This is a genomic window from Microlunatus kandeliicorticis (genome assembly GCF_014137855.1).
GTDB lineage: Bacteria > Actinomycetota > Actinomycetes > Propionibacteriales > Propionibacteriaceae > Microlunatus > Microlunatus kandeliicorticis.
In genome coordinates this window covers 160,115-183,675 of sequence record NZ_JACGWT010000006.1, presented here as the reverse complement: position 1 = coordinate 183,675, position 23,561 = coordinate 160,115, and the positions used below count along the sequence as shown (strand labels likewise).

Sequence of the window (23,561 nt, the reverse complement as noted above, 5' to 3'; positions counted from 1 at the left end):
GGGACGGTGCACGCCCGAGAGGACCGCCGATGTACCACGACCGTCCACGCCGCCTCGCGGTGTCCGAGAGCGCTCCGGCCACCGACCCGCTGCCCTCGTCCGGGCTGACGGCGGTGCTGGTGGCGCTGGTGGTGCTGCTGGCCACCGCGCTCGTCGCCGCTCTCACCCTGCTGCCGCTCGGGCGCGCCCAGGCTGCGCCGACGGGTGCAGCGGTCCCGCGTCCGGCTGCGGCCGGTCCCGCGACGCGGACCCTGGTCGTCGCTCCCGGCGGGGACGACGCTGCGTCGGGGACCGTCGCGCACCCGTTGGCCACCGTGGCTGCCGCCGTCCGGCGGCTCCCCGACGGCGGCACCGTGCTGCTCCGCGGCGGGCGGTACGCGCAGCGGTTCACCCTCGGCCACCGGGTCCACGACCTCACCGTGCGGCCCTACCGTCACGAGCACCCCGTGCTCGACGGGTCGAGCCTCACCCCGCCGACCGGGCGTTCGGCCATGATCACGGTGGACGGGAGCACTCGGGTCACCATCCGTGGCCTCGACGTCACCGGCTACCGGACGACCGCGATCGACGCCATGCCGATCGGGATCTACGTCCACGGGGCCGCGACCTCGGTCCGGCTGGCCGGCAACCACGTCCACCACCTCGGCAACGACAACCGGACCCTCGGCAGCTTCGACCTCAACGCGCACGGGATCGCGGTCTACGGCGACTCGGTGGCGCACCCGATCCGGGATCTGATGATCACCGGCAACGAGGTCGATCACCTGAAGCTCGGCGCGAGCGAGTCGGTCGTGGTCAACGGCAACGTCGACGGGTGGTCGATCACCGGCAACCACATCCACGACAACAACAACATCGGCATCGACGCGATCGGCTACGAGCCGACCCTGCCCGCGAAGTACCGCTACACCGACCGCAACCGCGCCCGGAACGGACTGATCGCGGACAACACCGTCCGCGACATCGTCTCGAAGGGCAACCCCTCCTACTGGGAGGACGGGTCGTGGTGCAACTGCGCCGACGGCATCTACGTCGACGGCGGGACGAAGATCACCATCCGGCACAACACGGTGCGCGACAACGACATCGGGATCGAGGTCGCCGCCGAGAACCCCCGCGGCAGCGCCGACCACGTGCTGGTCGAGCGGAACACGATCACCGGCAGCGGCTACGTCGGGCTGGCCACCGGTGGCTACTGCAACGGCAGCGAGGCCTGCGGGGGCGTGAAGACCGGCCGGTCGCACGACAACCGCTTCACCCACAACACCCTGCGCGGCAACAACCGGTTCGACGACGGGTCACCCGAGGTACTGGTGCAGTACTACGCCTACCGGAACAGCTTCGACCACAACACGGTCTGGGCCACCGACGCCGCCCACGCGGTGATCGGGACGGTTCCCGGCGCGGGTCGGGACGGGCTGAGCACCCGACTCCGTTCGGACCACAACACGTTCTGGGCCGGTCCCGGCACCCGCGCGACCGCGACGTTCGGCTCGCTCGGCCGCACCGTGACCGGGTTCGACCGCTACCGGGCGGTCACCGGGCTCGACCGGCACAGCCGTTTCGCACACCCGTGACCAGACCCTCAGCGCCCTGAGCCTGTCGAAGGGCCGGAACCTGCGCTTCGACAGGCTCAGCGCGCGGTCCGGCCCTGTCGAGAGGGCTGCGCGGTTCGGTTCCTGAGCCTCTCGACGACGTCGGGGCCATCAGTCGGGGTCGTTGCCCCGCAGCCCGTCGACGGCCTCACGGAGCAGGTCGGCGTGCCCGGTGTGCCGCAGGTATTCCTCGAGCAGGTCCACCAGCAGCCGGCGCCGGCTGGTCACCCAGTCCGGGTCGCCCTCGTCGATCGTGGCGTCGAGGCCCCCGTCGCGGCTGAGCTCGGCCCACAGTCTGCGGCCCCGCTCGGCCTCGCGGTACCAGAGCGCGTAGAGCTCGTCCGGCTCGTCCTCGAGGGCCGAGGCCCAGGTCCAGGCCTCGTTCTGCTCCTCGCTGCGCTCGTCCCAGGGTGCCCCGATCGGCCGGCCCGCCGCGCGGGCTGCGGCCCCGGCCTCCACCAGGGCCAGGTGCTTGACCAGCCCGGCCAGCGTCATGCTGCTCGTCGGGTGCGGCCGACGCAGCTGGTCCGCGGTCAGGTTCCCGGTCTTCCAGGCGAACTGCCGGCGGACCCGGTCGAGCGCGAACTGCAGCATCGCGACCTCGTCGCCCTGCAGGCACTCTTCGTACGGCAGCCCGGTCCAGTCCATGGTCCTGCCTACCACGCCGAGCCTGGCCGGGAAACTGTCCGACCCCGCCTCCAGGATGAGCTCGACCAGGCGTGCACCGGGGTGCGACAAAACCCCGTGCGCGCGCTGGAACGGACAGTTAGGCTGGCGAAGTTTTGTGTGTCGCGTCGGCCTCGACGACGAGGAGGGGTGTGTTCCGGCTCGCCCGCTACAGCTTCCGGTTGGCCCCGGTCGGCACCGTGCTCAGCCTGCTGAGTGCGGTGGTGACCGCCGCGCTCACCGTGGCCATCCCGCTGCTGCTCGGCCAGGCGATCGGCGGTCTGCCGCGGGCGGTCGCGGACGGTCCGGGCACCAGGTTCGTCGGCGTGGTGGTGGCCCTGCTCGTCGCCATGCTGCTCTCGAACGCGCTCAGCCAGGTCGGGCAGGCGATCTGGGAGGCCGTCGGCAGCACGATGGAGAAGGACGCGGCGGTCCGGATCGGCGCCGCCCTGTCCACCGATCCCGATCTGCAGACCATCGACGACCCGGACGTGGCCGCCCGGGTCGAGAAGCTCCGCACCCGCAGCTGGGAGATCCAGATGGGCTCGCGGATGATGGTCAGCTTCGCGCCGCAGTCGATCCTCAGCCTGCTCGGCTCGGTGGTCGCGCTGGCGATCAACTTCCACTGGTGGGTGGCGCTGCTGATGCTGGCCACTGCGATCGGCAGCGCGGAACGGATCCGCCGGACGATCGTCGCGCAGTTCGACGTCTGGGTCGGTGGCACCGAGCCGCAGAAGCACGCCGACTACGCCTTCAAGCAGGCGATGGGTGCCTCGGCCAAGGAGGTCCGGATCTTCGGGCTCTCGCGCTTCCTGCGCCAGCGCTACTGGGACCGGACCACCGAGGCCTTCGCGCCCTACTGGAAGGTGCGCTCGCGTCAGTCGGTGACCAACCTCGGGGTCTTCGGCGGCCGGGTCGCGGTCACCGCGGCCGCGGCCGGCTACGCCGGGTGGGAGGCCAGCCAGGGGCGGCTCGGGCTGACTGCGCTGGCCACCGCGCTGCCGCTGATCCTCACCGTCGGCGACACCGACGTGTGGTCGATCGCCCAGATGCAGCGCGGGCACCTGGCGCTGACCTGGCTCGAGGAGCTCTCGCCGCCGGACCGCGCCCGGCTCGTGGTCCGCGAGCCCGAGCCGTCGCCGGCCGCGGTCGTCGCCGGGACGGAGCGGCGCCGCCCGCCGACGATCGTGTTCGACGACGTCGGCTTCCGCTATCCGCACGCCGACCGCGAGATCCTCAGCGGTCTCGACCTCGAGCTCGGGGCCGGGACCGCGACCGCGCTGGTCGGGGTCAACGGCGCGGGCAAGTCGACTCTGGTCAAGCTGCTGGCCGCCGGCTACCTGCCGACCCGGGGCCGGATCACGGTCGACGGGGTCGACCTGGCCACCCTCGACCGCGACGAGCGGATCGCCTGGCAGCGCCGGATGGCGCCGGTGACCCAGGACTTCATCCGGCTGCCGCTGCCGGCCGGCGACAACGTCGAGCTCGGCACCGGGCTGCCCTGGGCCGGTGGCATCGACCTCGATCCGTGGCCGGACACCACCGACCTCGACCGGCTGGCCGCCCGGGCCGGGATCAGCGACCTGGTCGGGCGGCTGTCGGCCGGATGGGCCACTCCGTTGGACAAGACGCTGCCCGGCGGCACCGACCTGTCGGGCGGGGAGTGGCAGCGGATCGGGCTGGCCCGGGCGCTCCGCGCGGTCGACCAAGGGGCCGATCTGCTGGTGCTGGACGAGCCGGCCGCCGCTCTCGACGTCGAGTCGGAGTCGCGGTTGGTCGACGGCTACCTCGAGCTGGCCCGCCACGTCACCTCGCTGGTCATCTCGCACCGGTTCTCGGTGGTCCGCCCGGTGCCGCGGATCTGCGTGCTCGAGCACGGCCGGATCGTCGAGCAGGGCTCGCACGAGGAGCTGATGCAGTCCGACGGTCCGGGCCGCTACCGGACGATGTTCACCCTGCAGGCCAGCCGCTACGTCGAGGCCGCGCAGGACGTCGCGGAGGTGTCCCGGTGACCGGCGTCCGGACGCTGTGGCTGTGGATCAGCACCGCTTTCCGGGCGGCGCCGCTGCTCACCGCGGTGATGTGCCTGACCACGGTGCTGACCACCGCGCTCAGCCCGATCACCGCGCTCGGGATCAGCCTGGCCGTCGAGGCGGTGACCCGCGGCACCTCGCTGCTGCCGGGGATCGGGCTGCTGGCCGCCTCGCTGCTGGTCACCGGCATCGCCAACTCGCTCGCCGGCCCGATCGGCGACACCGTCGACGACCGGATCTGGCGCTACGTCCACACCGACCTGATGCGGCTCACCGGCGACGTCTGGTCGATCGCGCACCACGAGCACCCCGAGCTCGCCGACCGGTTGTCGCTGATCGAGCGCGACGCGCACCAGCTGGGCGGGATCTACCGGCTGTTGTCGATCATCGGCGCGGCCACCGGGATCGTCACCGTGGTCGGACTGCTGGTCTCGATCCGCCCGGCGCTGGCCGGTCTGCTCGTGCTCGCCCTGGTGCCGGCGGTGATCTCGGCGCTCGGCATCCACCGGCGCGGGCTGCTCTGGAAGCAGAACGAGCGGTTCCGCCGGCTCGGGACCAAGATCAGCGACGTGCTGGTCGAGCCCCGGCAGGGCGTCGAGATCCGCTGCCTGGGCATGGCCCAGGCGCTGCTGCTGGTCGCGGCCCGGGCCTTCGACGCCCGCAGCCGGCCCTGGATCGCCAGCACCCGCAAGTACGCCTGGCTGTCGGCGGCGGGCTGGCTGCTGTTCGCCGCCGGTTACGCGGGGGCGGTGGTCTGGCTGTTCGGCCAGGCCCGCGACGGACGGGCGACCGTCGGCAACGTGTCGCTGCTGCTGCTGATCGGTGGGCAGATCAGTGCCACCGCGCAGGCGGTGGCCGGCAACCTCGGGATGGTGCTCAACGCCCTGCAGACGTTCGGGCGCTACCGGTGGCTGCGCGACTACTCGGTCCGTCACACCTGGGTGCCCGACGAGGCCTCCCCGGCGCTCCCGGACCGCCTCACCGAAGGTATCCGGTTCGACCACGTCGACTTCGCCTATCCGTCGGCCGAGGTCACCGCCCGCCTCGGTGACACGACCGAACCGGCCGAGCTGTCGCTGCACGACGTCGACCTGCTGCTGCCCGCCGGGTCGACGGTGGCCTTCGTCGGTGAGAACGGGGCCGGCAAGTCCACGCTGGTCAAGCTGCTGGCCCGGCTCTACGACCCGACCCGCGGGGCGGTGCGGATCGACGGCGTCCCCCTGGCCGAGATCGACCCGCTGGCCTGGCGGGAGCGGATCTCGGCCGGGTTCCAGGACTTCGCCAGCCTCGAGTTCCTCACCGCCGAGTCGGTCGGTGTCGGCGACCTGACCGCCCGCGCCGACCGCGACCGGGTCGCCTCGGCCGTCGTCTCGGGCCAGGCCACCGCGGTGGTCGACCGGCTGCCCTCGGGGCTCGACACCCAGCTCGGCACCCAGTTCGACGGCGGCGTCGGGTTGTCCGGGGGCCAGTGGCAACGGCTGGCGCTGGCCCGGGCCTTCATGCGGACCAACCCGCTGCTGATGCTGCTGGACGAGCCGACCGCCGCGCTCGACCCCGAGGCCGAGCAGGCCGTCTACACCCAGTACGGCGAGACCGCCCGGGCGCTGGCCCGGACCACCGGGGCGGTCACCGTGCTGGTGTCGCACCGGTTCTCCACGGTCCGGATGGCCGATCTCATCGTGGTGGTGGCCGACGGCCGGATCAGCGAGTGCGGCAGCCACGCCGAGCTGCTCGCCGCGGGCGGCCGGTACGCGGAGCTGTTCGAGCTGCAGGCCCGCGCCTACCGCTGACCCGCCCGTACGCCCGCGCCGCCGCCCCGGGGTCCCGGCCCCGGGACGCGGTGCGGGCGCCGCCGAGCGCCCGGCTCAGCCCATCGTCTTCTGGCCGTCGATGGCCTCGCGCAGGAAGTCGGCGTGCCCGGCGTGCTGCGCGGTCTCGGCGATCACGTGCAGGAAGACCCGGCGGGCCGACCAGGCCGCGCCGGGCTCGAACCACGGCGCCTCGGGCAGCGGCTGCTCGGCGTCGAGGTCGACGGTGCGGACCAGCTCGTCGGTCCGGGCGGCCACCGCTGCATAGCCGTCGAGCACGTCGGCGAGGGTCTCGCCCTCGCCGAGGACGAAGGCGTCCAGGTGGGCCTGGTAGCTCTCCGGGGTCATCGCCATCGCCTCGGGGCCGCGGACCACGAAGTCGGCCCACTGCGCCTCGGTCGCGCTGACGTGCTTAATCAGGCCACCGGGCGTCAGCTCGCTCGGCGGGCTGCTGCGTCGCCGCGCCTGCTCGTCGGTCAGCCCCCGGACCGTGTGGGTCAGGAAGTAGCGGTGCCGGGCCAGGCTCTCGAGCAGGTCGGCGCGTTCGCGGGTGTTCGTCGTCATGCCCGGAACGCTACGGACCGATGCGGCCGAGAACCTTCCGCATCGAGCGCGCGGCCGCGAAACGGCCCCGAACCGGACCCGCGCAATCCGCTGGACGCGCTCGATAGCGTTCTGCTGTGCCGCGGCCCTCGACCGGGTGGATGACCCGCCCGTGGTCCCGCCCGGTGTCGGCGCCGAGAGCGTTCTGGGTCTACCGGGCCGGGTTCGCCTTCTGCTGGGCGCTGATGACCACCCTCAGCCTGCTCTTCCAGGTGCAGGTCGCCCGGCTCGACCCGGTGCAGCTGGTCGTGGTCGGCACCGTGCTCGAGGCCAGCTGCTTCCTCGGTGAGATCCCCACCTCGGTCGTGGCCGACCGGTTCTCCCGCCGCGCCTCGGTGATCATCGGGCTGGTCGTCGCCGGGGTCGGGTTCGCCCTCCAGGCGGTGCCGAGCTTCGGGGCGATCCTGGCCGCGCAGGTGGTGTGGGGGATCGGCTACACCTTCGTCTCCAGCGCCGACGTCGCCTGGGTGGTCGACGAGGTGGGCGGCGACCGGGTGCAGCCGGTGCTCGTCCGCGGCACCCAGCTCGCGCTGGCCGCCGGGCTCGTCGGGACGGTGGCGGCCGGGGCGCTCGGCCTGCTCGGGCTCGGGCTGCCGCTGGTCGTCTCCGGGGCCGGGATGGTGCTGCTGGCCGGCTGGCTGCTGTTCCGGATGCCGGAGACCTGGCGTCCGGCGGCGGCGTCGGGTCCCGGGTTGCGGTCCGCCTTCCGCGCGGCCGGCCACACCTTCGTCGAGGCGGTCCGGGCCAGCCGGGCCAGCCGGCTGGTCCGGGCCTTCTGCCTGATCGGGTTGCTCACCGGCCTGTCCAGCGAGGTCGTCGACCGGCTCTGGACGGCCCGGGTCGTCAACCAGCTCGGGCTGCCGCCCTGGTTCGACGGGCTGCCCCACGCGTCGGCCGTCTGGTTCACCGGCTTCGCGCTGGTCGGGCAGGCGCTGGCGCTCGGCACCTCGGTGCTGGCGAACCGGATCAGCCCCGCGGTGGCCGGCGGCGACCGCCCGCACCGGCTGCTCGCGGTGCTCACCGGGCTGCAGGTGGCCGCTGTCGTCGGCTTCGCCGTCTCGGGTCTGCTGCTGCCGGCGCTGCTCGCACTATGGGTCCGTGACGCCACCCGGGCGGTCGCCGAACCGGTGCAGAACGCCTGGCTGCACCGTGACCTCGACCCGGCGACCCGGGCCACCGTCGGCTCGGTGGTCACCCAGGCCGACGCCCTCGGTCAGGTGGCAGGCGGTCCGCCGCTCGGCGCGCTCGCCACCCGAACCTCGATCCCGCTGGCGCTGCTGGTGGCCGCGGTGGTGCAGGCCCCGACCGTCGCGCTGTTCGCCCGGCTCGGGCGTCCGGTCGGACGCGCGGACGGGGCCGGCCGGACCGGGACGGTCAGCCCCGCGCCACCATCGCCCTGATCTCGTCGGCGAACTCCACCTCGGAGTCGTCGACCGGCGCATAGCCGATCAGCTGCCGGGCGTTGGTGATCGACCAGAAGGTCCGGGCATTGTTCGAGACGCCGTAGAAGATCTGGAAGGGGACACCGTCGGCGTCCTCGAGGCTCGGCGCCTCCACCGCGCGGACGAACAGCTGGGCCAGGTCGCGCGGACTGACCCAGCCGGCGATGTCGCGGAGGTAGTGCGCGAGCGGCCGGTCGGCGAAGGCCTCGGCGCGGATCGGTCGCGGCGCCACCACCCGGATCTGCGCCACCTCGAGCCGGGTGCCCAGACCGCCGCAGGCGTGCAGGAAGCCGAGCGACTCGTAGGCCGCCTTGGCCCAGCCGTAGAAGGTGTCGGGCTTCGGGTAGTCCTCCGGACCGACGCGGTCGATCCGCCCGGCGTACCAGGGCTGCTCGTACCACTTGCTCGCCTGGTTGGTGCTGGCACACACCACCCGGGGCACCCCGGCCTCGACCGCCGAGGCGTACACCTGCGCGGTGAGGTCGAGGTTGAGCCGTTCCGCCGCGTAGGAAGGCGGGCCCTGCGGCCGGACGTAGCCGCAGTGCACCACCACGTCCGCGCCCCGGCACCGCTGGGTGAAGGCCGCCGGGTCGGCGAGCGGGTCGAGCAGCTCGATGCCCTCGACCCGCCCGCCGTCGCGGTCGGTGTCGCTCACGTCGACCAGCCGCAGGTCGTAGCGGGACCGGAACGCGTCGAGCAGCTGCCCGGCGACGTAGCCGGCCGCGCCGGTGAGGACGACGGTGCGGCGGTCGGTCACCCGGCCAGGCCGTCGATCGCGCTGACCTGCTCCGGGGTGAGGGTGATCCGCGCGCCCTCGGCGTTGCTGCGGATCCGGTCCTCCTGGCTGCTCTTGGGGATCACCACGAACTGGTGCGCCACGTGCCAGGCCACGATCACCTGGGCCGGGGTCGCCCCGGTCTCCTCGGCGATCCGAGTCAGCGTCGGGTCGTCCAGATCGCTGGCCCGGAAGGGGCTGTAGCCCTCGAGCACCACGTGCCGGTCGGACAGTCCCTTGACCACGGTCGGGTCGTAGATGGCCGGCGCCCAGCGGATCTGGTTGACCGCCGGGGTCACCCCGGTGGCCTCGGTGAGCTCGTCGATCTGCTCGAGGCTGTAGTTGCTGACGCCGATCGCGGTGGCCAGCCCCTCGGACTGGGCGGCGACGAAGTGCTCCCACGCCTCGGGGGTGGCCTGCTTGTTCGGCGGCCAGTGCACCAGCCACAGGTCGACCCGGTCGAGCCCGAGCTTGGTCAGGCTCTCCTCCAGGGTCTGTCGCTCGCGACCGACGTGGTCGGGCGGCATCTTGGTGGTGACGAACAGCTCCTCACGGGGCAGGCCGGCTGCGGCGATCGCCTTGCCGATGCCCGCCTCGTTGCCGTAGCCGGTCGCGGTGTCGATGTGCCGGTAGCCGCTCTCGAGCGCGAAGGCGGTGGTGCGGGTGGCGTCCTCGTCGGGGATCTGCCAGGTGCCGAAGCCCAGCAGCGGCATCGACCCGCCGGTGACGGGGACCGCGGGCTGGGCGTAGTCGAGGTTCTGCGTCGAATCCATGCGCCCCATCTTTCCCGCCGGGCGGCCGGCCCAAACGGCGGGTCCGGTCGGCCCGGCCGGAGGGGTGGCCCGGGCGAGTGCCTCACCAGTTGGTGATCGCCCCGTCCCGGGTGCGGGCCACCGGCAGGTAGGCCGGCTGGTAGGGGTGGGCCGCCGCCGCCTCCTCGTCGACCGTGACGCCGAGCCCGGGGGCGTCGCCGGGGTGCAGGTAGCCGTCGGTGAACGACCAGCCGTGGCCGAACACCTCCTCGGTCACCGGCTCGTAGCCCATGTACTCCTGGATGCCGAAGTTCGGGGTGGCCAGCGCCAGGTGCAGCGAGGCCGCCATGGTGATCGGGGAGACGTCCGAGGGCCCGTGCGGCCCGGCCAGCACCTGGTAGAGCGCGGCCAAATCCCAGATCCGCCGGGCGTGGCTGATCCCGCCGGCGTGCATCACGCAGGCCCGGATGTAGTCGATCTGCTGCTCGATGATCAGCTGCTGGCAGTCCCAGATCGTGTTGAAGACCTCGCCGATCGCCAGCGGGGTCGTCGAGTGCTCGCGGACCAGCCGGAGCACCTGCTGGTTCTCGGCCGGGGTGACGTCCTCCAGCCAGAACAGGTCGGCCGGCTCGAGCTCGCGGGCCAGCCGGGCCGCCTCCACCGGACGCAGCCGGTGGTGGGCGTCGTGCAGCAGCTTCAGCTCGGGGCCGACGTGATCACGCACCGCGGCCAGCGTGGCCGGCGCGTGCCGCAGGTAGGCGCCGGTGTCCCAGACCTCCTCGACCGGCCGGGCGCCGCGCCCGGCCGGCTCGTAGCCGCCGTGCCCGGCTCCTGCTCCATGATCATCGTCGATGCCCTCGGGGGCGTGCACGCCGTAGACCTGGTCGAGTCCCGGGACGCCGAACTGGGCCCGGACCGCGACGAAACCCGCCGCCCGCTTGGCGTCCACGGCGTCGAGCACCTCGGGCAGCTCGGTGCCGTTGGCGTGGGTGTAGCAGAGGATCCGGTCGCGGACCGCACCGCCGAGCAGGTTGAAGACCGGCTGGCCGGCGATCTTGCCGGCGATGTCCCACAGGGCCAGGTCGACGGCACCGATCGCGGCCATGGTGATCGGCCCGCGGCGCCAGTACGCACCCCGGTAGAGGTACTGCCAGGTGTCCTCGATCCGCTGCGGGTCCCGGCCGAGCAGCAGCGGGGCGACGTGGTCGCGCAGGTAGGAGGCGACCGAGAGCTCGCGGCCGTTGACGGTCGCGTCGCCCCAGCCGACCACGCCGTCGGCGGTGGTGATCTTGAGGGTGACGAAGTTGCGTCCGGGACTGCAGACGATCACGTCGGCGCTGACGATCCGGTCGGGCATGGAGTCCTCCAGGAGGGGTCGGTCCGTTGGCAAGATCTGGCAAGCGATTGTCGCTCCGGCCGCTCGCTGGCTAGCGTCGGACGGCCGGACGAGACCATCACACCCCACCACCGTCCCACCCCACCGGCGACGGCGCACAGGAGGCCACCCGCGATGACCAGCGAGACCAGCGAGACCAGCACAGCGGACGCGACGGCCGGGCGACCGCTGCGGTTCGCCGCGGTCGGACTCGACCACGCGCACATCTTCGGCCAGATCGCCGGCCTGCTCGGTGCCGGCTGCGAGCTGGTCGGGCTGGCCTCCGACGACCCGGACGCGGCGGTGGCCCGGCAGGTCCGGGAGCGCTGGCCGGACGCGCCGTGGGTCGAGGACCCGCAGCAGCTGCTCGAGGCCGACGACGTCGACCTGGTCACCACCGCCGGGGTGCCGGACCGCCGGGCCCCGATCGCGATCACCGCGATGCGGCACGGCAAGGACGTGGTCACCGACAAGCCGGGGTGCACGACCTTCGCCCAGCTCGACGAGCTCCGGGCCACGGTGGCCGAGACCGGGCGGTTCTGGTCGGTCACCTTCTCCGAGCGGTTCGGGGTCCGGTGCGTGACCCGGGCCGGCGAGATCGCCCGGTCCGGGCGGATCGGCCGGGTCGTGCAGACCCTCGGCCTCGGCCCGCACCGCGAGGGCGACCGCGGGCACCTCGCCGGCGGTGCCGGCCGTCCGGACTGGTTCTACGACGAGAACCGGTTCGGCGGGATCCTCGTCGACATCGCCAGCCACCAGATCGACCAGTTCCTCTGGTTCACCGGCTCGGAGCGGGCCGAGATCGGGGCCAGCACGGTGGCCAACTACACCCACCCCGAGAGCCCGGGTTTCCAGGACTTCGGCGACCTGCTGCTGCGCAGCGAGACGGCGACCGGCTACGTGCGCGTCGACTGGTTCACCCCGGCCGGGCTGCCGACCTGGGGCGACGGGCGGCTGTTCGTGCTCGGCACCGAGGGCTACCTGGAGATGCGCAAGTACGTCGACATCGCCGGCCGCGACGGCGGCGACCACCTGTTCGTGGTGGACGCGAACGGGACCGAGCACGTCGACTGCTCCGACGCGCCGCTCACCTACTACGACGACGTGGTCGCCGACGTCCGGAACCGGACCGAGACCGCCTGCCCGCAGGCGCACACCTTCGAGGTCATGCGGCTCGCCCTCGAGGCCCAGGCGCACGCCGACCGGCGCGGGCACGCGCGCTGAGCCGCCGGCCGTAGCCGGGCCTCAGGAGCCGAACGCGCCGAGGATCGTCTGCATCAGGTGCGGGCCGAGCGGCGGCTCGGCCTCCAGCACGACCCGGACGTGCGCACCGTCGCGGTCGACCCAGCGCTGACGCTGGTTGCGCAGGTCGCAGATCGTCTGGCCGCGGCCCGGGCCGTCGGTGGCGTCGACCGTCACCGGCACCGCCGGGGCCACGGTGGCCGCGACGCCGTCGAGGGCCAGGGCGGCGGCCAGCGGGTCGTGCAGCGCCGAGCAGCGCTCGCCGTACAGCTCGACGTAGAAGCCGTAGTAGAGGTCGAGCATCTCGCCGAGCGCGCGGGGCAGCGGGTGACCGGAGGCCAGCAACGCCGACCGGTCGTCCTCGTCGAGCACGTGCTCGAGCGTCACGTCGAGCGGCACCAGGGTGACCGGCCAGCTCGCCTCGACCACCGCGGCGGCCGCCTCGGGGTCGTTGGCGATGTTGGCCTCGGCGACCGGGGTGACGTTGCCGGGCACCAATGCGGCCCCGCCCATGATCGTCACCCGCGGCACCAGGTCGACCAGCCGCGGCTCGGTGCGCAGCGCCAGCGCCAGGTTGGTCAGCGGCCCGACCGCGATCACCTGCAGCCGGCCCGCGTGCTCGTGGGCCAGCCGGATCAGCAGGTCGGCGGCCGAGCCGTCGACCGGGCCGCGTCCGGCCGCCGGCAGGTCGATGTCGCCGATGCCGTTGCTGCCGTGGACGTGCGGGGCGCCGCCGGCGAAGCTCCCGGTCAGCGGGTCGTGCGCACCGACCGCGACCGGGACGGCGTCGCGGCCGGCCAGGGCGAGCAGGTCGAGGGTGTTGCGGGCCCCGCGCTCGGCGTCGATGTTGCCGCTCACCGAGCCGATCCCCACCAGGTCGATGTCGGGCCGGCCGAGCAGGTAGGCGAGAGCCAGGGCGTCGTCGATCCCGGTGTCGCAGTCGAGGTAGACCGGCACCCGGTCGCTAGGGGTGGACGTGCTGCTGTCGGGCATGGCGGTCACGCTAGTCCGCAGCGGTGGTGGAGCCACCCTCTAGGGTCGGTGCGTGCTGCCCACCGCTGTCGTCACCGGAGCCTCGCGCGGCCTCGGCGCCCACCTCGCCCGGCACCTCGGCGCCGCCGGTCACCCGGTCTGCGTCAACTACCGCACCGATCCGGACGGGGCCGCCCGGGTGGTCGACGACGTCACCGGCGCCGGCGGCTCCGCGATCGCGGTCCAGGCCGACGTCACCGTCGAGGCGGACGTCCGCCGGCTGGTGGCCACCGCCGAGGAGCGGCTCGGCCCGGTGGGCGTGCTGGTGGCCAACGCCACCGGGCCGCAGCCGACCGCCACGGTGGCCGAGGTGACCTGGCGGCAGTACCTCGACCAGCTCGAACCGTTCGTCCTCAGCCCGACGCTGCTGGTGCAGGCCGCGCTCGGCTCGATGCGGGGCCTCGGCGGCGGGCGGGTGCTGCTGATCGGCTCGGACCTGGCCGACCGCGCCGATCCCGGCTGGTCGGCCTACGTCGCCGCCAAGAAGGCGCAGGTCGGGCTGGTCAAGGTGTGGGCCAAGGAGCTCGGCGCCGACCGGATCACCGTCAACCTGGTCCAGCCCGGCTGGATCCCGGTCGAGCGGCACGCCGGCGCGGACGTCGACGGCTACCGCGCCGAGGTGCCGCTCGGGCGGATGGGGGAGCCGGCCGACCTGGCCGCGGTGGTCACCTTCCTGGCCTCCGCGGCGGCCGGGTTCGTCACCGGTCAGGTGCTCTCGGTCAACGGGGGCCACACGATCTGAGCCGGGCGTTCACCCGCGGGAGGGGTGGACGAAGGCGGCGGCGGGCCGGCCGAGCCACTGGGTCAGACGCATCACCAGGGCCAGGTCGGCGATCCGCGCGGTCCGCAGGTTGGTGAGCCGGCTGGGGGTGCAGCCGAGCCGGGCGCCGAGCGCGGCCCAGGTGAGCCCGCGGTCGCGGCGCTGCGCGTCGAGCTCTCCGTGCAGCTGGTGCAGGTCCCAGCGCAGCCGCTGGTCCGGCCCCGCGGTCGGCAGGGTGGTGTCACCGACGTCCACCACCGGTCCGCGGAGGAAGTCCTCGGGCGGCCGGCCGAGCCACCGCAGCAGGAAGAGCGCGTACTGGCAGGAGGTCTCACCCCGGGCACCGAGCCGGGACACCGCGCCACCGCACAACGGGTGGTCGCCGAGCTCGGCGTTGAGCACCTCCGACTGGTCCCACAGCTCGTCGGCGAAGGCGTACCAGGTCAGCCCGCGGACCCGGCGCTCGCGGTCGTAGGCCGCCACGAAGGCACCGAAGTCGAACACCGGCCAGGGCGTGGCGACGCGGACGGGAGTGCTCACGTACCGGACGGTAGCGCTGGGTCCGGACATCCGGCCGTCCGCGCCGCGTCCGTGACCCGGGCTCAGAACTGACGTCGCTGCCGGAGCACCCGCGGTCGGCCGTCGGGGTCGTGGACCCGCCGGTACATCACGTCGGCCCAGCGTCGCGTCCAGGCCGAGAAGTGCACCTCGGGGATCGGACGCAGTCGGCCGGCCGGACGCGGTCCGCGCATCCCACCCGCGTGCCAGGCCTCCAGCCGCCGGGCCGAGGCGGCGAACGTCTCGAACGCGTCGGCCGGGTCGACGCAGTCGGCCAGCTGGTCGAGCAGGGCGGCGTCCAGGGCCGCCTCGGTCGGCGTCCCGGGACGCGGCGGCAGCAGGTGCGCGGTGTCGCCGGGGAACCGGGCCGGCCCGACCTCCCGGTCGAGGTGCTCGGCGGCCAGGGTCAGTCGGAGCCGTCGGGCGTAGTTGAGGTCGAGCCCGTCGGGCACCGGTTCGGCCTCGTCGATCACCACCGCCGACAGCTCGGAGTCGTGCGTCCAGGAGCGACGGTTGAAGTTGTCCGACCCGACGGTGGCCCAGACGTCGTCCATCACGCAGACCTTGGCGTGCACGTAGACCGGCCGGCCGACGTGGTTCTCGATCGAGTAGACCGCCACCCGGTCGCCGCCTGCCTCGCGGAGCAGGGCGAGCGCCTCGGCCCGGCCCCACTGCTGCGGCACCCGCGAGAGCGGCGCGCTCTGGTCCGGCACCCGCGGCAGCACGGCGATCACCCGCAGCTCGGGGTTCGACCGCAGCGCGCCGACGAACGCCCGCGCGACGTCGACCGACCACAGGTACTGGTCCTCGATGTAGACCAGCTGGCGCGACCGGGCCAGCGCCTTGCTGTAGCCGCGGGCCACGCTGCGCTCGCCGCCGCGGGCGAACGGGTAGTCCCGTCCGTGCCGGAGGTTCGGGTAGGTGCGGAGCAGCTGGACGACGTGGGTGCCCTGCGGCACCGGCGGCGGCGGGTCGGCCTGCGGGGGCAGCGGATCGGGCTCGAGGTCGGTGCCGGTCAGCAGGTCGTGCAGCCAGAACACCGGGTTGCGGCTCAGCGGCGTCGGGTCGAGCCAGCGCTCGCGGAAGACTCTCTCGACGTCGTGCACGGCCGGGCCGTGGATGGCCACCTGGACGTCGTGCCAGGCCGGGGTCGGGCCGTAGACCGGCGCCATCGCCTGCGGCTGCGGGTCGCCGCGGTGCTCGGCGTCGTCGCGGCGGGAGTGGCAGAGGTCGATCCCGCCGACGAAGGCGACGTCGTCGGCCGGGTGGTCGGCGTAGCGGATCACCACCATCTTCTGGTGGTGGCTGCCCAAAGTCCGGACCCGCATGTCGAGCAGCGCCTCGGCGCCGCGGGCCTGGAGCTCGAGCCCGAGCTGGCGGTTCTGCTCGGCCGAGAAGCTGAGCTTGTCCAGGTGCGAGCGCCAGATCAGCCCGCGGACGTCCACGCCCCGCTGGTCGGCGGCGGCGAGCAGGTCGCGGGCGACCGAGTCCGGGTCGTCGGTCAGCCGCTGGTCCGGGTCGCCGCGCCAGTCGGTGAAGTAGATCAGGTCACCGTCGCGGGTGGCCTCGATCGCCGCCTTGAGCTCGGCGAAGTAGGTGGCGCCGTGGATCAGCGGCCGGACGTGGTTGCCGTGCGACCAGGCGTCCTGGCCGGGGTGCCGGGCGTCGAGCACGGAGCGGGCGTTGGCGCGCTCGCGTTTGGTGAGCAGCCAGTCCTCGAGCCGGGTCATCCGGGTGCGGTCCGGGCCGGCTACTGCTGGTAGCCCTCGACCTCGTTCTCCGGGCGCAGGTGCGCCTCGTCGGGATCCTGGGCGAACTCCTGCCGGGCCCGGCGCTGCCGCAGCAGGTCCCAGCACTGGTCGAGCTGACGCTCGATCGCGGCCAGGTCGTGGGTGGTCGAGCCGGTGCCCTGCTCGGCGCCGGAGCGGAGCCGGTGCTCGGTCTCGATCAGCTCGTGGATGTGGGCGAGGACGTCGCGGTCCCCGTTCGCGGTGCTGGACTGCTCGGCCACCGTGGCCCTCCCTCTCCTGCGGTTCAAGCTGGCGCGTCAGTCTGGCACGCGGGCCCCGGTCGCGCGGGCACCGGCCGCCTGCCGACCCTGAGCGCCACCACGCCGGCGAGCACGAAGAGCGTCCCGACGGTGGCCACGGTGAGCGGCCAGCCGCCCGCCGTCCAGGCGAAGCCGATCAGCGTCCCGCCCAGGCTCGAGCCGAGGTAGTAGCACATCAGGTAGAGCGCGGAGGCCTGCGCGCGGCTGTGCGTCGCCCGGCGCGACACCCAGCCGCTGGCCACCGCGTGGGCGCCGAAGAAGCCGCCGGTGAAGACCACCAGCCCGGCGACCACGCAGCCGAGGACGTCCGGCAGGGTCAGCGCCAGCCCGGCCAGGGCGACGCCGACCGCGGCCAGCAGCACCGGGCGGCGGCCGTACCGGTCGGCCAGCCGGCCGGCCACCGTCGAGGTCACCGTGCCGGCCAGGTAGGCCAGGAACACCAGCCCGGTCACCGACGGCGTGAGCCGGAACGGCGCCGCCTCGAGCCGGTAGGTGAGGTAGTTGTACGCGGCGACGAAGCCGCCCATCAGCAGCAGCGCGACCAGGCAGAGCCGGCGCAGGTCCGGGTTGCGCAGGTGGTCGGCGACGGCCGCGGCGTGCACCCGGAGTGCGAACGGCTTGGCCACGAACCGGCGCGGGGCGGGCAGCAGCACCGCGAAGACCGCGGTGGCCAGCAGCGCGAGCGCGGCCATCACCCCGACCGACAGCCGCCAGCTGCCGAATTCGCCGACGCCGGAGGGGATCAGCCGGCCGAGCACGCCGCCCAGGCTGTTGCCCGAGACGTAGAGGCCCATCACCGACCCGACGACCCGCGGCGGGACCTCGTCGCCGAGGTGGCCCATGGCCACTGCGACCACCCCGGCCAGCGCCAGCCCGACCAGGGCACGCACCACCAGCAGCTGCCCGAAGGTGCCGGCGAACGCCCCGACCAGCACCAGCGCGGCGGCGACGACCAGCGCGATCCGCATCACCCGGCCGCGGCCGAAGCTCTCGGCCAGCGACGACATCGGCAGCACCCCGAGCGCCAGCCCCCCGGTGGTCAGCGCCACGGTCAGGGCGGCCGCCGCCGGCCCGACGCCGAAGTCGGCCCCGATCTCGGGCAGCAGCGCCTGGGTGCAGTACATGACCCCGAAGCTGGCCACGGCGGCGGCCAGCATCGCGACCTCCAGCCGCCGCAGCTCGCGGCGACCCGGATCGTCCGCGACCCGCTCCGGTGGCGCCGGGGAGGTCGGGTCGGAGGCGAGGGTCGGGCTGGTCACGACGCCGACGCTACGACCGAGAAGTCCGATACACCTACTGGAAGAGACCTGCACTTATCATGCATTCGTGCATGAGTTGGACGAGCTGGCCCCGGTGGTCGCGCAGCTCGAGGCGGTCGCGGCCACCGAACACCTGACCCGCGCGGCCGAGCAATTGGGGATACCGCAGCCCACGCTGAGCCGGTCGATGGCCCGGCTGGCGCAGCGGCTCGGCACCCCCGTGCTGGCTCCGGACGGCCGCGGGGTCCGGCTGACCCGGGCCGGGCGGCTGCTCGCGGAGCACGCCGGCCGGGCCGCCGGCGAGCTGCGCGCCGGGCTGGCCGCGGTGGCGGCGGAGACCGACCCGGACAGTGGCCGGGTGGTGCTCGGGTTCCTGCACAGCATGGGCCCGGTCGCCGTTCCGCGGCTGGTCCGCGGGCTGCGGGCCGACCACCCCGACCTGCGGGTCGGGTTGGTCCAGGACGCGGCCGGGGTGATCGTCGAGCGGGTGCTGGCCGGCGCCGTCGACGTCGGGCTGATCTCCCCGGCGCCGGACGACCGCCGGCTGGGTCGCCGCGACCTGGCCCGCCAGGACCTGGTGGTGCTGGTGCCGTCCGAGCACCGCTGGGCCGGCCGGACCCGGCTGGCGCCCGACCGGCTGGCCGCCGAGCTGGGCGCCGAGCCGATGATCACCATGCGCCCCGGGTTCGGGCTCCGGACGCTGGGCGACGCGCTGTTCGCCCGGCTGGGTCTGACCCCGCGCTACACCTTCGAGTCCGAGGACCTCGCCACCGTCGCCGGGCTGGTGGCCGCCGGGCTGGGGATCGCGGTGGTGCCCACCGGGTCCGGCGACCCGGGGCTGACGCGGGAGGTGGCCATCGCCGACCCGACCGCGGTCCGGACGATCAGCGCGGTCTGGGCCGCCGACCGGTCACTGGCCGCCCCGGCGGCCGTGCTCCGCCGCCACGTCCTCGACCACGGCGCGGCCGCCTTCGGCTGACGCCCTTCGACAGGCTCAGGGAACGGGTGGGGGAACGCGGTCAGGGAACGGCGTGGGAACGCGCGCTGAGCTTGTCGAAGCGTGAGGGGGCGCCCTTCGACAGGCTCGGGGAGCGGGGGGGAACGGGCGGGAACGCGCGCTGAGCCTGTCGAAGCGCGTCCGATCTCAGGAGCCGGTGAGCCAGTCGCGCAGCCCGTCGAGCAGCCGGTCCACGTCGGCGTCGTCGGTGTAGGCGGCCACGCCGATCCGCATCGGCGCTGGGTCCGGCAGGTCGAGCACCCGGGCCGGCTCCACGGCGTAGAAGGTGCCGGCCGGGGCCAGCACGTCCCGCGTCGCGAGGAAGTCGGCGGCCTCGGCCATCGACCGGCCGGCGACGGTGACCAGCTGGGTCGGGGTGCGGTCGGCCGCCCGGGCGTGCAGGGTGATGCCGGCCCCGGTCTCGTCGGCGAGCGCGGCCAGCCCGTCCTCGATCCGGGTGCGGAGCCGGGTCTCGTGCGCTCCGATCGCGGCGTGCGCGGCGACCAGCGCCGCGCGCCGGTCCGTGGGCGCCGGGTCGCCGGCCAGCCCGGCGATCAGGTCGACCGCGGCGGTCGCGCCGGCCAGGATTTCGTAGGGCATCGTGCCGAACTCGAACCGCTCGGGGATCCGGTCGGTCGACGGCACCAGCTTGTCCGGGCGGATCCGGTCGAGCAGGCCCGGATCGCCGACCAGCACCGCGCAGTGCGGCCCGAAGAACTTGTAGGGCGAGCAGACCAGCAGGTCGGCGCCGAGCGCCTCGCGGTCGACGAGTCCGTGCGCGGCGAAGTGCACGGCGTCGACGTGGAGCAGGGCGCCGACCGCGTGCACCTGCTCGGCGATCGCCGCGATCGGCGGGCGGGTGCCGATCAGGTTCGAGGCGGCGGTCACCGCGACCAGCCGCGTCCGCGGGGAGAGCGCCGCCGCGAGGCTGTCGAGGTCGAGCTCGCCGGTGGCCGGGTCGAGGTCGATCCAGCGGACGGTGGCGCCGCGGCGGGAGGCCGCCTGCACCCACGGCCGGACGTTGGCGTCGTGGTCGAGCCGGCTGACCACCACCTCGTCGCCGGGCTGCCAGCGGCTGATCGCGTCGCCGCTGAGGTGGCGGGAGAAGTCGTAGGTCAGCTGGGTGGCGCTGCGTCCGAAGACCACGGTCTCCGGGGCGGCGCCGAGCAGGTCGGCGTACGCGGAGCGGAACGCCTCCACCGCCGCCGACGCGTTGCGCTCCGAGGCCACCCGGGTGCCGCGGTTGGAGAGCGGTCCGGTCAGGGTCTCGGCGATCGCGCGGCCCACCGCTGACGGCGTCTGGGTGCCGCCCGGCCCGTCGAAGTGCGCGATGCCCGAGGTCAGCGAGGGGAAGCCGGCGCGGAACGCGGCCACGTCGAAGGCCGGGGCGGCCGAGCCCCCGGAGGCGACAGCGGGCTCACTCGGACGGGCGGTGCTGGGTGCGGACACGGGGCCAGTCTGCCCACTAGCCTCGTCGCCCATGACCGCCAGTCCGCCGCCGGTGGTCGAGGTCACCGCCTTCGACCCGCTCGTCCCCGACCTGGCCCGTGCGGTCCGTCCGCGCGAGGCCGGCACCCGCATCCTGATCGGGGTGGTCGGCGAACCCGGCGCGGGCAAGAGCACGGTGGCCGCCGCGCTGGTCGCCGCGCTCGGCGCCACGGCGGTCCAGGTGCCGATGGACGGCTATCACCTGGCCGACCGGGTGCTCGAGCTGCACGGCAGCCGCGACCGCAAGGGCGCGCCGGACACCTTCGACGGCTGGGGCTACCTGGCTCTGCTCGACCGGCTGCGCACGGAGACCGACCACGACGTCTACGCACCGCAGTTCGAGCGCGATCTCGAGCAGCCGCTGGCCAACGCCGTCCCGGTCACGCCCGCGCAAACCGTGGTGGTCAGCGAGGGCAACTACCTCCTGCTCGACGCCGACCCCTGGCCCGCGGTCCGCGCGCGCTTCGACCAGGTCTGGTTCGTGGCGATGGACGACGGGGTCCGGCTCGACCGGCTGATCGCCCGGCACGTCGAGTACGGCAAGAGCCCCGAGGCGGCGCGGGCCTGGGTGCTGGCCAACGACGAGCCGAACGCCCGGCTGATCCGCGCCACCCGTGACCGGGCCGACCTGGTGCTCGAGACCACCCGGCTGCCGATGCCGCACGGGCCCGGGCTCGAGGGCTGATCCGGACCGCGCCGAGGGATCAGCCGCCGAGGGTGGCCCGGTGCCCGGCGGACAGCTCGAGGTAGTGCTCGGCGTTGCGGACGACCTTGGCCACCTCGTCGTCGTCCAGGCTCCGCCGGACCTTGCCGGGCACCCCGGCGACCAGCGAACGCGGCGGGACGACCGTGCCCTCCAGCACCACCGTCCCGGCGGCCACCAGCGACCCGGTGCCGATCACCGCGCCGTTGAGCACGGTGGCCCCCATCCCGATCAGGCAGTCGTCCTCGACGGTGCAGCCGTGCACGACCGCCCCGTGGCCGACGCTGACCCCGGTGCCGATCAGGGTCGGGAAGCCGGTGTCGGTGTGCACCACCACGTTGTCCTGCAGGTTGCTCCCGGCGCCGAGCCGCACCCGGTCCATGTCGGCCCGGATCACCGCGCCGTAGAACACCGAGGCGCGCGCCTCGACCACGGCCCGGCCGATCACCGTGGCGGTCGGAGCCAGCCAGGCGTCGGGATCGATCACCGGGTCGACGCCGTCGTAGGGCAGCACCAGCGGGCTGGGGACCGGGAACGCAGGCTCGGGCATGACGGTCATGCTGCCCGATCCGGGCCGTCCTCGCGGGTCCGGGGCGGTGTCGGGTCCCGGTCGTAGCCTGACCGCATGACCGCCCGCCGCCCTCCGTCCGGGGAGCCGGCGCCCGGGGTGCCGGCGCTGGTGTCGGCCCGCCGGCCGTTGGTCGCCCGGGCGCTGCTCGGGGCCTACCTGGCGGTCGCGGTGCTCGAGCTGGTGGTCTCCGACCTGTCCGGCGCGGCCTGGCGGTGGGTCGACGCCGGCTGCCTGGTCGCGTTGATGCCGCTGCTGGCGGGGTTCCTGCTGGCGGCCCGGCCGGGCCGGGACCGGCTGACCGGGTGGGTGCTCCTGGCGCTGCTGTTCTCCTGGCTCGGCGACACCGTCGGCGGCGTCGCGTTGCTGGCCAAGATCGGGCTGTTCCTGCTCGCCCAGCTCGCCTACGTCGCGGCGTTCCGGCCCTACTGGCGGCACAGCCCGGTGGCCCGGCCGCTGCAGCTCGCGGCCGTCACCGTCGGCGTCGGGGTGCTGGTGCTGTGGGTCGGGCGGGCGGCGGGGCCGCTGCTGCCCGCCGTCGTCCTGTACGGCGTCGCGCTCGGCACGATGGCGGTGCTGGCCGGCGGGCTCAACCGGGTCGCGGGCCTCGGCGGGCTGGTGTTCCTGGTCAGCGACCTGTCGCTCGGGCTGACGGTGTTCGCGGAGGCGGGCGGGCCGCTCGCCTCGGCGCTCGACCTGCTGGTGATGCCCACCTACGTGGTCGCGCAGCTGTTGCTGGTGCTCGGTGTGCTGCGCCGGTCGGGCTGGGGCGGCCGGGTCGGCGCGGCTGGGTAGGTTGGCCGCCCGGCGGGAGGCGCCCGCCGCTGAGGAGGACTCGGGCCATGGGGCTCCTGGACAAGCTGTTCCGCCGCAACGACGACGACGAGGGGACCGCGGTCCCGATCAGCCTCGACGTCGAGGCACGCCGCACCCAGCTCCGCCGGTTCGAGCAGGCCTGCGACGCGCTGACCGCCGAGATGCGCTCCGACGAGTCGCGGTTCGACCTGCCGGGTTGGAAGGAGCGGATGAACGAGTACAACCGGGTCGCCGGCACCGCGATGCAGCTGCGTCAGGGCACGCCCACCCGGGAGGGTCTGATCGACCTCGCCTTCGAGGTGCGTCCGGTGTTCACCGGCCCGATCCCGGCCGGTTACGAGGCGATCGGCCCGCTCCAGGACGAGGTGATGGCCGCCGCGCGCGAGCTGCAGGAGGTGCTCCCGGGCGAGCGCTGAGCCGTTCGGGTCAGAGGCCCGGCGCGGGTGCCGGTCGCGACCGGCGGTGCAGCAGCACTGCGGCGACCACGCCGCCGACCGCGCCGCCCAGGTGGGCCTGCCAGGACACGCCGTAGGTGCCCGGCAGCACGCCCCAGATCATCCCGCCGTAGACCAGCAGGACCGCGACCCCGATCAGGATCTGGCTCGGCCGACGGGTGAGGACGCCGCGGACCAGCAGATAGGTCAGCCAGCCGAAGATCACCCCGCTGGCGCCCAGCACGATCGTGTTCGCCGGGGTGAGCAGCCAGGCGGTCAGCCCCGAGCTGACCACCACGACCAGGGAACTGACCAGCCAACGGGCCAGCCCGCCGAGCAGCACCAGGAAGCCGAGCACCGCGAACGGCACCGAGTTGCTCATCAGGTGCGCGAACCCGGCGTGCAGGAACGGCGCGGTGAAGATCTCGGGCAGCCCGTCGAGGTCCTGCGCGCGGATCCCGAACTGGTCGAGCGCTCCGCCGGTGCCGGCGTCGAGGATCTCCAGCAGCCACATCAGGGCGAGCAGACCGAGGATCAGCCCGGCGGCGCCGAGCGGCGACACCCCGGTCCGCCGCGCGACCGGCCGCGGTGCGTACGGAGTCGGC

23 protein-coding genes are annotated in these 23,561 nt (G+C 74.1%); 10 read left to right on the top strand and 13 right to left on the bottom strand.

The window, feature by feature from the left end:
• Nucleotides 1-29 precede the first annotated feature (29 nt).
• Nucleotides 30-1,577: a right-handed parallel beta-helix repeat-containing protein gene (locus tag FHX74_RS17660; protein WP_182561515.1), complete on the top strand. Its 1,548-nt coding sequence runs from the start codon at nucleotides 30-32 to the stop codon at nucleotides 1,575-1,577.
• A 129-nt stretch (nucleotides 1,578-1,706) separates the two neighbouring features.
• On the opposite strand, the gene FHX74_RS17655 is transcribed toward FHX74_RS17660, so the two are convergent.
• Complete coding sequence (locus tag FHX74_RS17655; RefSeq protein WP_182561514.1) at nucleotides 1,707-2,243, bottom strand: mycothiol transferase; 537 nt, start codon at nucleotides 2,241-2,243, stop codon at nucleotides 1,707-1,709.
• A gap of 170 nt (nucleotides 2,244-2,413) precedes the next feature.
• On the opposite strand from FHX74_RS17655, the gene FHX74_RS21220 reads away from it, so the two are divergent.
• Nucleotides 2,414-4,273 (top strand): ATP-binding cassette domain-containing protein, encoded by a 1,860-nt coding sequence (locus FHX74_RS21220; RefSeq protein WP_182561513.1) that lies wholly within the window; start codon nucleotides 2,414-2,416, stop codon nucleotides 4,271-4,273.
• Nucleotides 4,270-6,084 carry an ABC transporter ATP-binding protein gene (locus FHX74_RS21215; protein ID WP_182561512.1) on the top strand — a complete coding sequence of 605 codons (1,815 nt, stop codon included), beginning with the start codon at nucleotides 4,270-4,272 and terminating at the stop codon, nucleotides 6,082-6,084. The genes FHX74_RS21220 and FHX74_RS21215 overlap by 4 nt, the downstream gene beginning before the upstream one ends.
• A 75-nt stretch (nucleotides 6,085-6,159) precedes the next feature.
• On the opposite strand, the gene FHX74_RS17640 is transcribed toward FHX74_RS21215, so the two are convergent.
• Complete coding sequence (locus FHX74_RS17640) at nucleotides 6,160-6,666, bottom strand: DinB family protein (protein WP_182561511.1); 507 nt, start codon at nucleotides 6,664-6,666, stop codon at nucleotides 6,160-6,162.
• Between the two features lie 116 nt (nucleotides 6,667-6,782).
• Here FHX74_RS17640 and FHX74_RS17635 point away from each other — a divergent pair, with 116 nt between their 5' ends.
• Nucleotides 6,783-8,105 carry an MFS transporter gene (locus FHX74_RS17635; protein WP_182561510.1) on the top strand — a complete coding sequence of 441 codons (1,323 nt, stop codon included), beginning with the start codon at nucleotides 6,783-6,785 and terminating at the stop codon, nucleotides 8,103-8,105.
• Here FHX74_RS17635 and FHX74_RS17630 read toward each other — a convergent pair.
• The 3 genes from FHX74_RS17630 to manD all read right to left on the bottom strand — a co-directional run bounded on the left by FHX74_RS17630 (nucleotide 8,080) and on the right by manD (nucleotide 11,031).
• Nucleotides 8,080-8,904 carry an NAD-dependent epimerase/dehydratase family protein gene (locus tag FHX74_RS17630; RefSeq protein WP_182561509.1) on the bottom strand — a complete coding sequence of 275 codons (825 nt, stop codon included), beginning with the start codon at nucleotides 8,902-8,904 and terminating at the stop codon, nucleotides 8,080-8,082. The two genes, FHX74_RS17635 and FHX74_RS17630, sit on opposite strands and share 26 nt — an antisense overlap.
• Nucleotides 8,901-9,695, bottom strand: a complete 795-nt coding sequence (locus tag FHX74_RS17625) for an aldo/keto reductase (protein WP_220484146.1) — start codon at nucleotides 9,693-9,695, stop codon at nucleotides 8,901-8,903. The genes FHX74_RS17630 and FHX74_RS17625 overlap by 4 nt, the downstream gene beginning before the upstream one ends.
• An 82-nt stretch (nucleotides 9,696-9,777) precedes the next feature.
• Nucleotides 9,778-11,031: a D-mannonate dehydratase ManD gene (gene manD, locus FHX74_RS17620; RefSeq protein WP_182561508.1), complete on the bottom strand. Its 1,254-nt coding sequence runs from the start codon at nucleotides 11,029-11,031 to the stop codon at nucleotides 9,778-9,780.
• 153 nt (nucleotides 11,032-11,184) lie between these two features.
• On the opposite strand from manD, the gene FHX74_RS17615 reads away from it, so the two are divergent.
• A complete protein-coding gene (locus tag FHX74_RS17615; RefSeq protein ID WP_182561507.1) occupies nucleotides 11,185-12,273 on the top strand; it encodes a Gfo/Idh/MocA family protein in 1,089 nt (362 codons plus the stop codon).
• Nucleotides 12,274-12,294: 21 nt separating this feature from the next.
• Here FHX74_RS17615 and FHX74_RS17610 read toward each other — a convergent pair whose 3' ends face one another.
• Entirely contained in the window at nucleotides 12,295-13,284 is a 990-nt protein-coding gene (locus tag FHX74_RS17610) for a nucleoside hydrolase (protein WP_182561506.1), read from the bottom strand.
• A gap of 52 nt (nucleotides 13,285-13,336) precedes the next feature.
• Between FHX74_RS17610 and FHX74_RS17605 the strand changes: the two genes are divergently transcribed.
• Complete coding sequence (locus tag FHX74_RS17605; protein WP_328823906.1) at nucleotides 13,337-14,065, top strand: SDR family NAD(P)-dependent oxidoreductase; 729 nt, start codon at nucleotides 13,337-13,339, stop codon at nucleotides 14,063-14,065.
• A 9-nt stretch (nucleotides 14,066-14,074) separates the two neighbouring features.
• Here the strand turns inward: FHX74_RS17605 and FHX74_RS17600 are convergent, their stop codons facing one another.
• From FHX74_RS17600 to FHX74_RS17585, 4 genes are all read right to left on the bottom strand, one after another.
• Nucleotides 14,075-14,623 carry a hypothetical protein gene (locus tag FHX74_RS17600; protein WP_182561505.1) on the bottom strand — a complete coding sequence of 183 codons (549 nt, stop codon included), beginning with the start codon at nucleotides 14,621-14,623 and terminating at the stop codon, nucleotides 14,075-14,077.
• A gap of 62 nt (nucleotides 14,624-14,685) precedes the next feature.
• Nucleotides 14,686-16,371: a phospholipase D family protein gene (locus tag FHX74_RS17595; RefSeq protein WP_182561504.1), complete on the bottom strand. Its 1,686-nt coding sequence runs from the start codon at nucleotides 16,369-16,371 to the stop codon at nucleotides 14,686-14,688.
• A 20-nt stretch (nucleotides 16,372-16,391) separates the two neighbouring features.
• Nucleotides 16,392-16,652: a DUF2630 family protein gene (locus FHX74_RS17590; protein WP_182561503.1), complete on the bottom strand. Its 261-nt coding sequence runs from the start codon at nucleotides 16,650-16,652 to the stop codon at nucleotides 16,392-16,394.
• 23 nt (nucleotides 16,653-16,675) lie between these two features.
• A complete protein-coding gene (locus FHX74_RS17585) occupies nucleotides 16,676-17,950 on the bottom strand; it encodes an MFS transporter (protein ID WP_182561502.1) in 1,275 nt (424 codons plus the stop codon).
• 67 nt (nucleotides 17,951-18,017) lie between these two features.
• On the opposite strand from FHX74_RS17585, the gene FHX74_RS17580 reads away from it, so the two are divergent.
• Nucleotides 18,018-18,929, top strand: a complete 912-nt coding sequence (locus FHX74_RS17580; protein WP_182561501.1) for a LysR family transcriptional regulator — start codon at nucleotides 18,018-18,020, stop codon at nucleotides 18,927-18,929.
• 165 nt (nucleotides 18,930-19,094) lie between these two features.
• Here the strand turns inward: FHX74_RS17580 and FHX74_RS17575 are convergent, their stop codons facing one another.
• Nucleotides 19,095-20,396, bottom strand: a complete 1,302-nt coding sequence (locus FHX74_RS17575) for a cysteine desulfurase-like protein (RefSeq protein WP_328823905.1) — start codon at nucleotides 20,394-20,396, stop codon at nucleotides 19,095-19,097.
• Nucleotides 20,397-20,427: 31 nt separating this feature from the next.
• Between FHX74_RS17575 and FHX74_RS17570 the strand changes: the two genes are divergently transcribed.
• Nucleotides 20,428-21,120 (top strand): nucleoside/nucleotide kinase family protein, encoded by a 693-nt coding sequence (locus tag FHX74_RS17570; RefSeq protein WP_182561499.1) that lies wholly within the window; start codon nucleotides 20,428-20,430, stop codon nucleotides 21,118-21,120.
• 19 nt (nucleotides 21,121-21,139) lie between these two features.
• Here FHX74_RS17570 and FHX74_RS17565 read toward each other — a convergent pair whose 3' ends face one another.
• A complete protein-coding gene (locus FHX74_RS17565; protein WP_182561498.1) occupies nucleotides 21,140-21,688 on the bottom strand; it encodes a gamma carbonic anhydrase family protein in 549 nt (182 codons plus the stop codon).
• Nucleotides 21,689-21,763: 75 nt separating this feature from the next.
• Between FHX74_RS17565 and FHX74_RS17560 the strand changes: the two genes are divergently transcribed.
• Nucleotides 21,764-22,501 carry a lysoplasmalogenase family protein gene (locus FHX74_RS17560; protein WP_182561497.1) on the top strand — a complete coding sequence of 246 codons (738 nt, stop codon included), beginning with the start codon at nucleotides 21,764-21,766 and terminating at the stop codon, nucleotides 22,499-22,501.
• Nucleotides 22,502-22,548: 47 nt separating this feature from the next.
• A complete protein-coding gene (locus FHX74_RS17555) occupies nucleotides 22,549-22,938 on the top strand; it encodes a hypothetical protein (RefSeq protein WP_182561496.1) in 390 nt (129 codons plus the stop codon).
• Nucleotides 22,939-22,948: 10 nt separating this feature from the next.
• Here FHX74_RS17555 and FHX74_RS17550 read toward each other — a convergent pair whose 3' ends face one another.
• On the bottom strand, nucleotides 22,949-23,491 hold the full coding sequence (locus FHX74_RS17550) for a rhomboid family intramembrane serine protease (RefSeq protein WP_182561763.1): 543 nt from the start codon (nucleotides 23,489-23,491) through the stop codon (nucleotides 22,949-22,951).
• Between the last annotated feature and the right edge of the window lie 70 nt (nucleotides 23,492-23,561).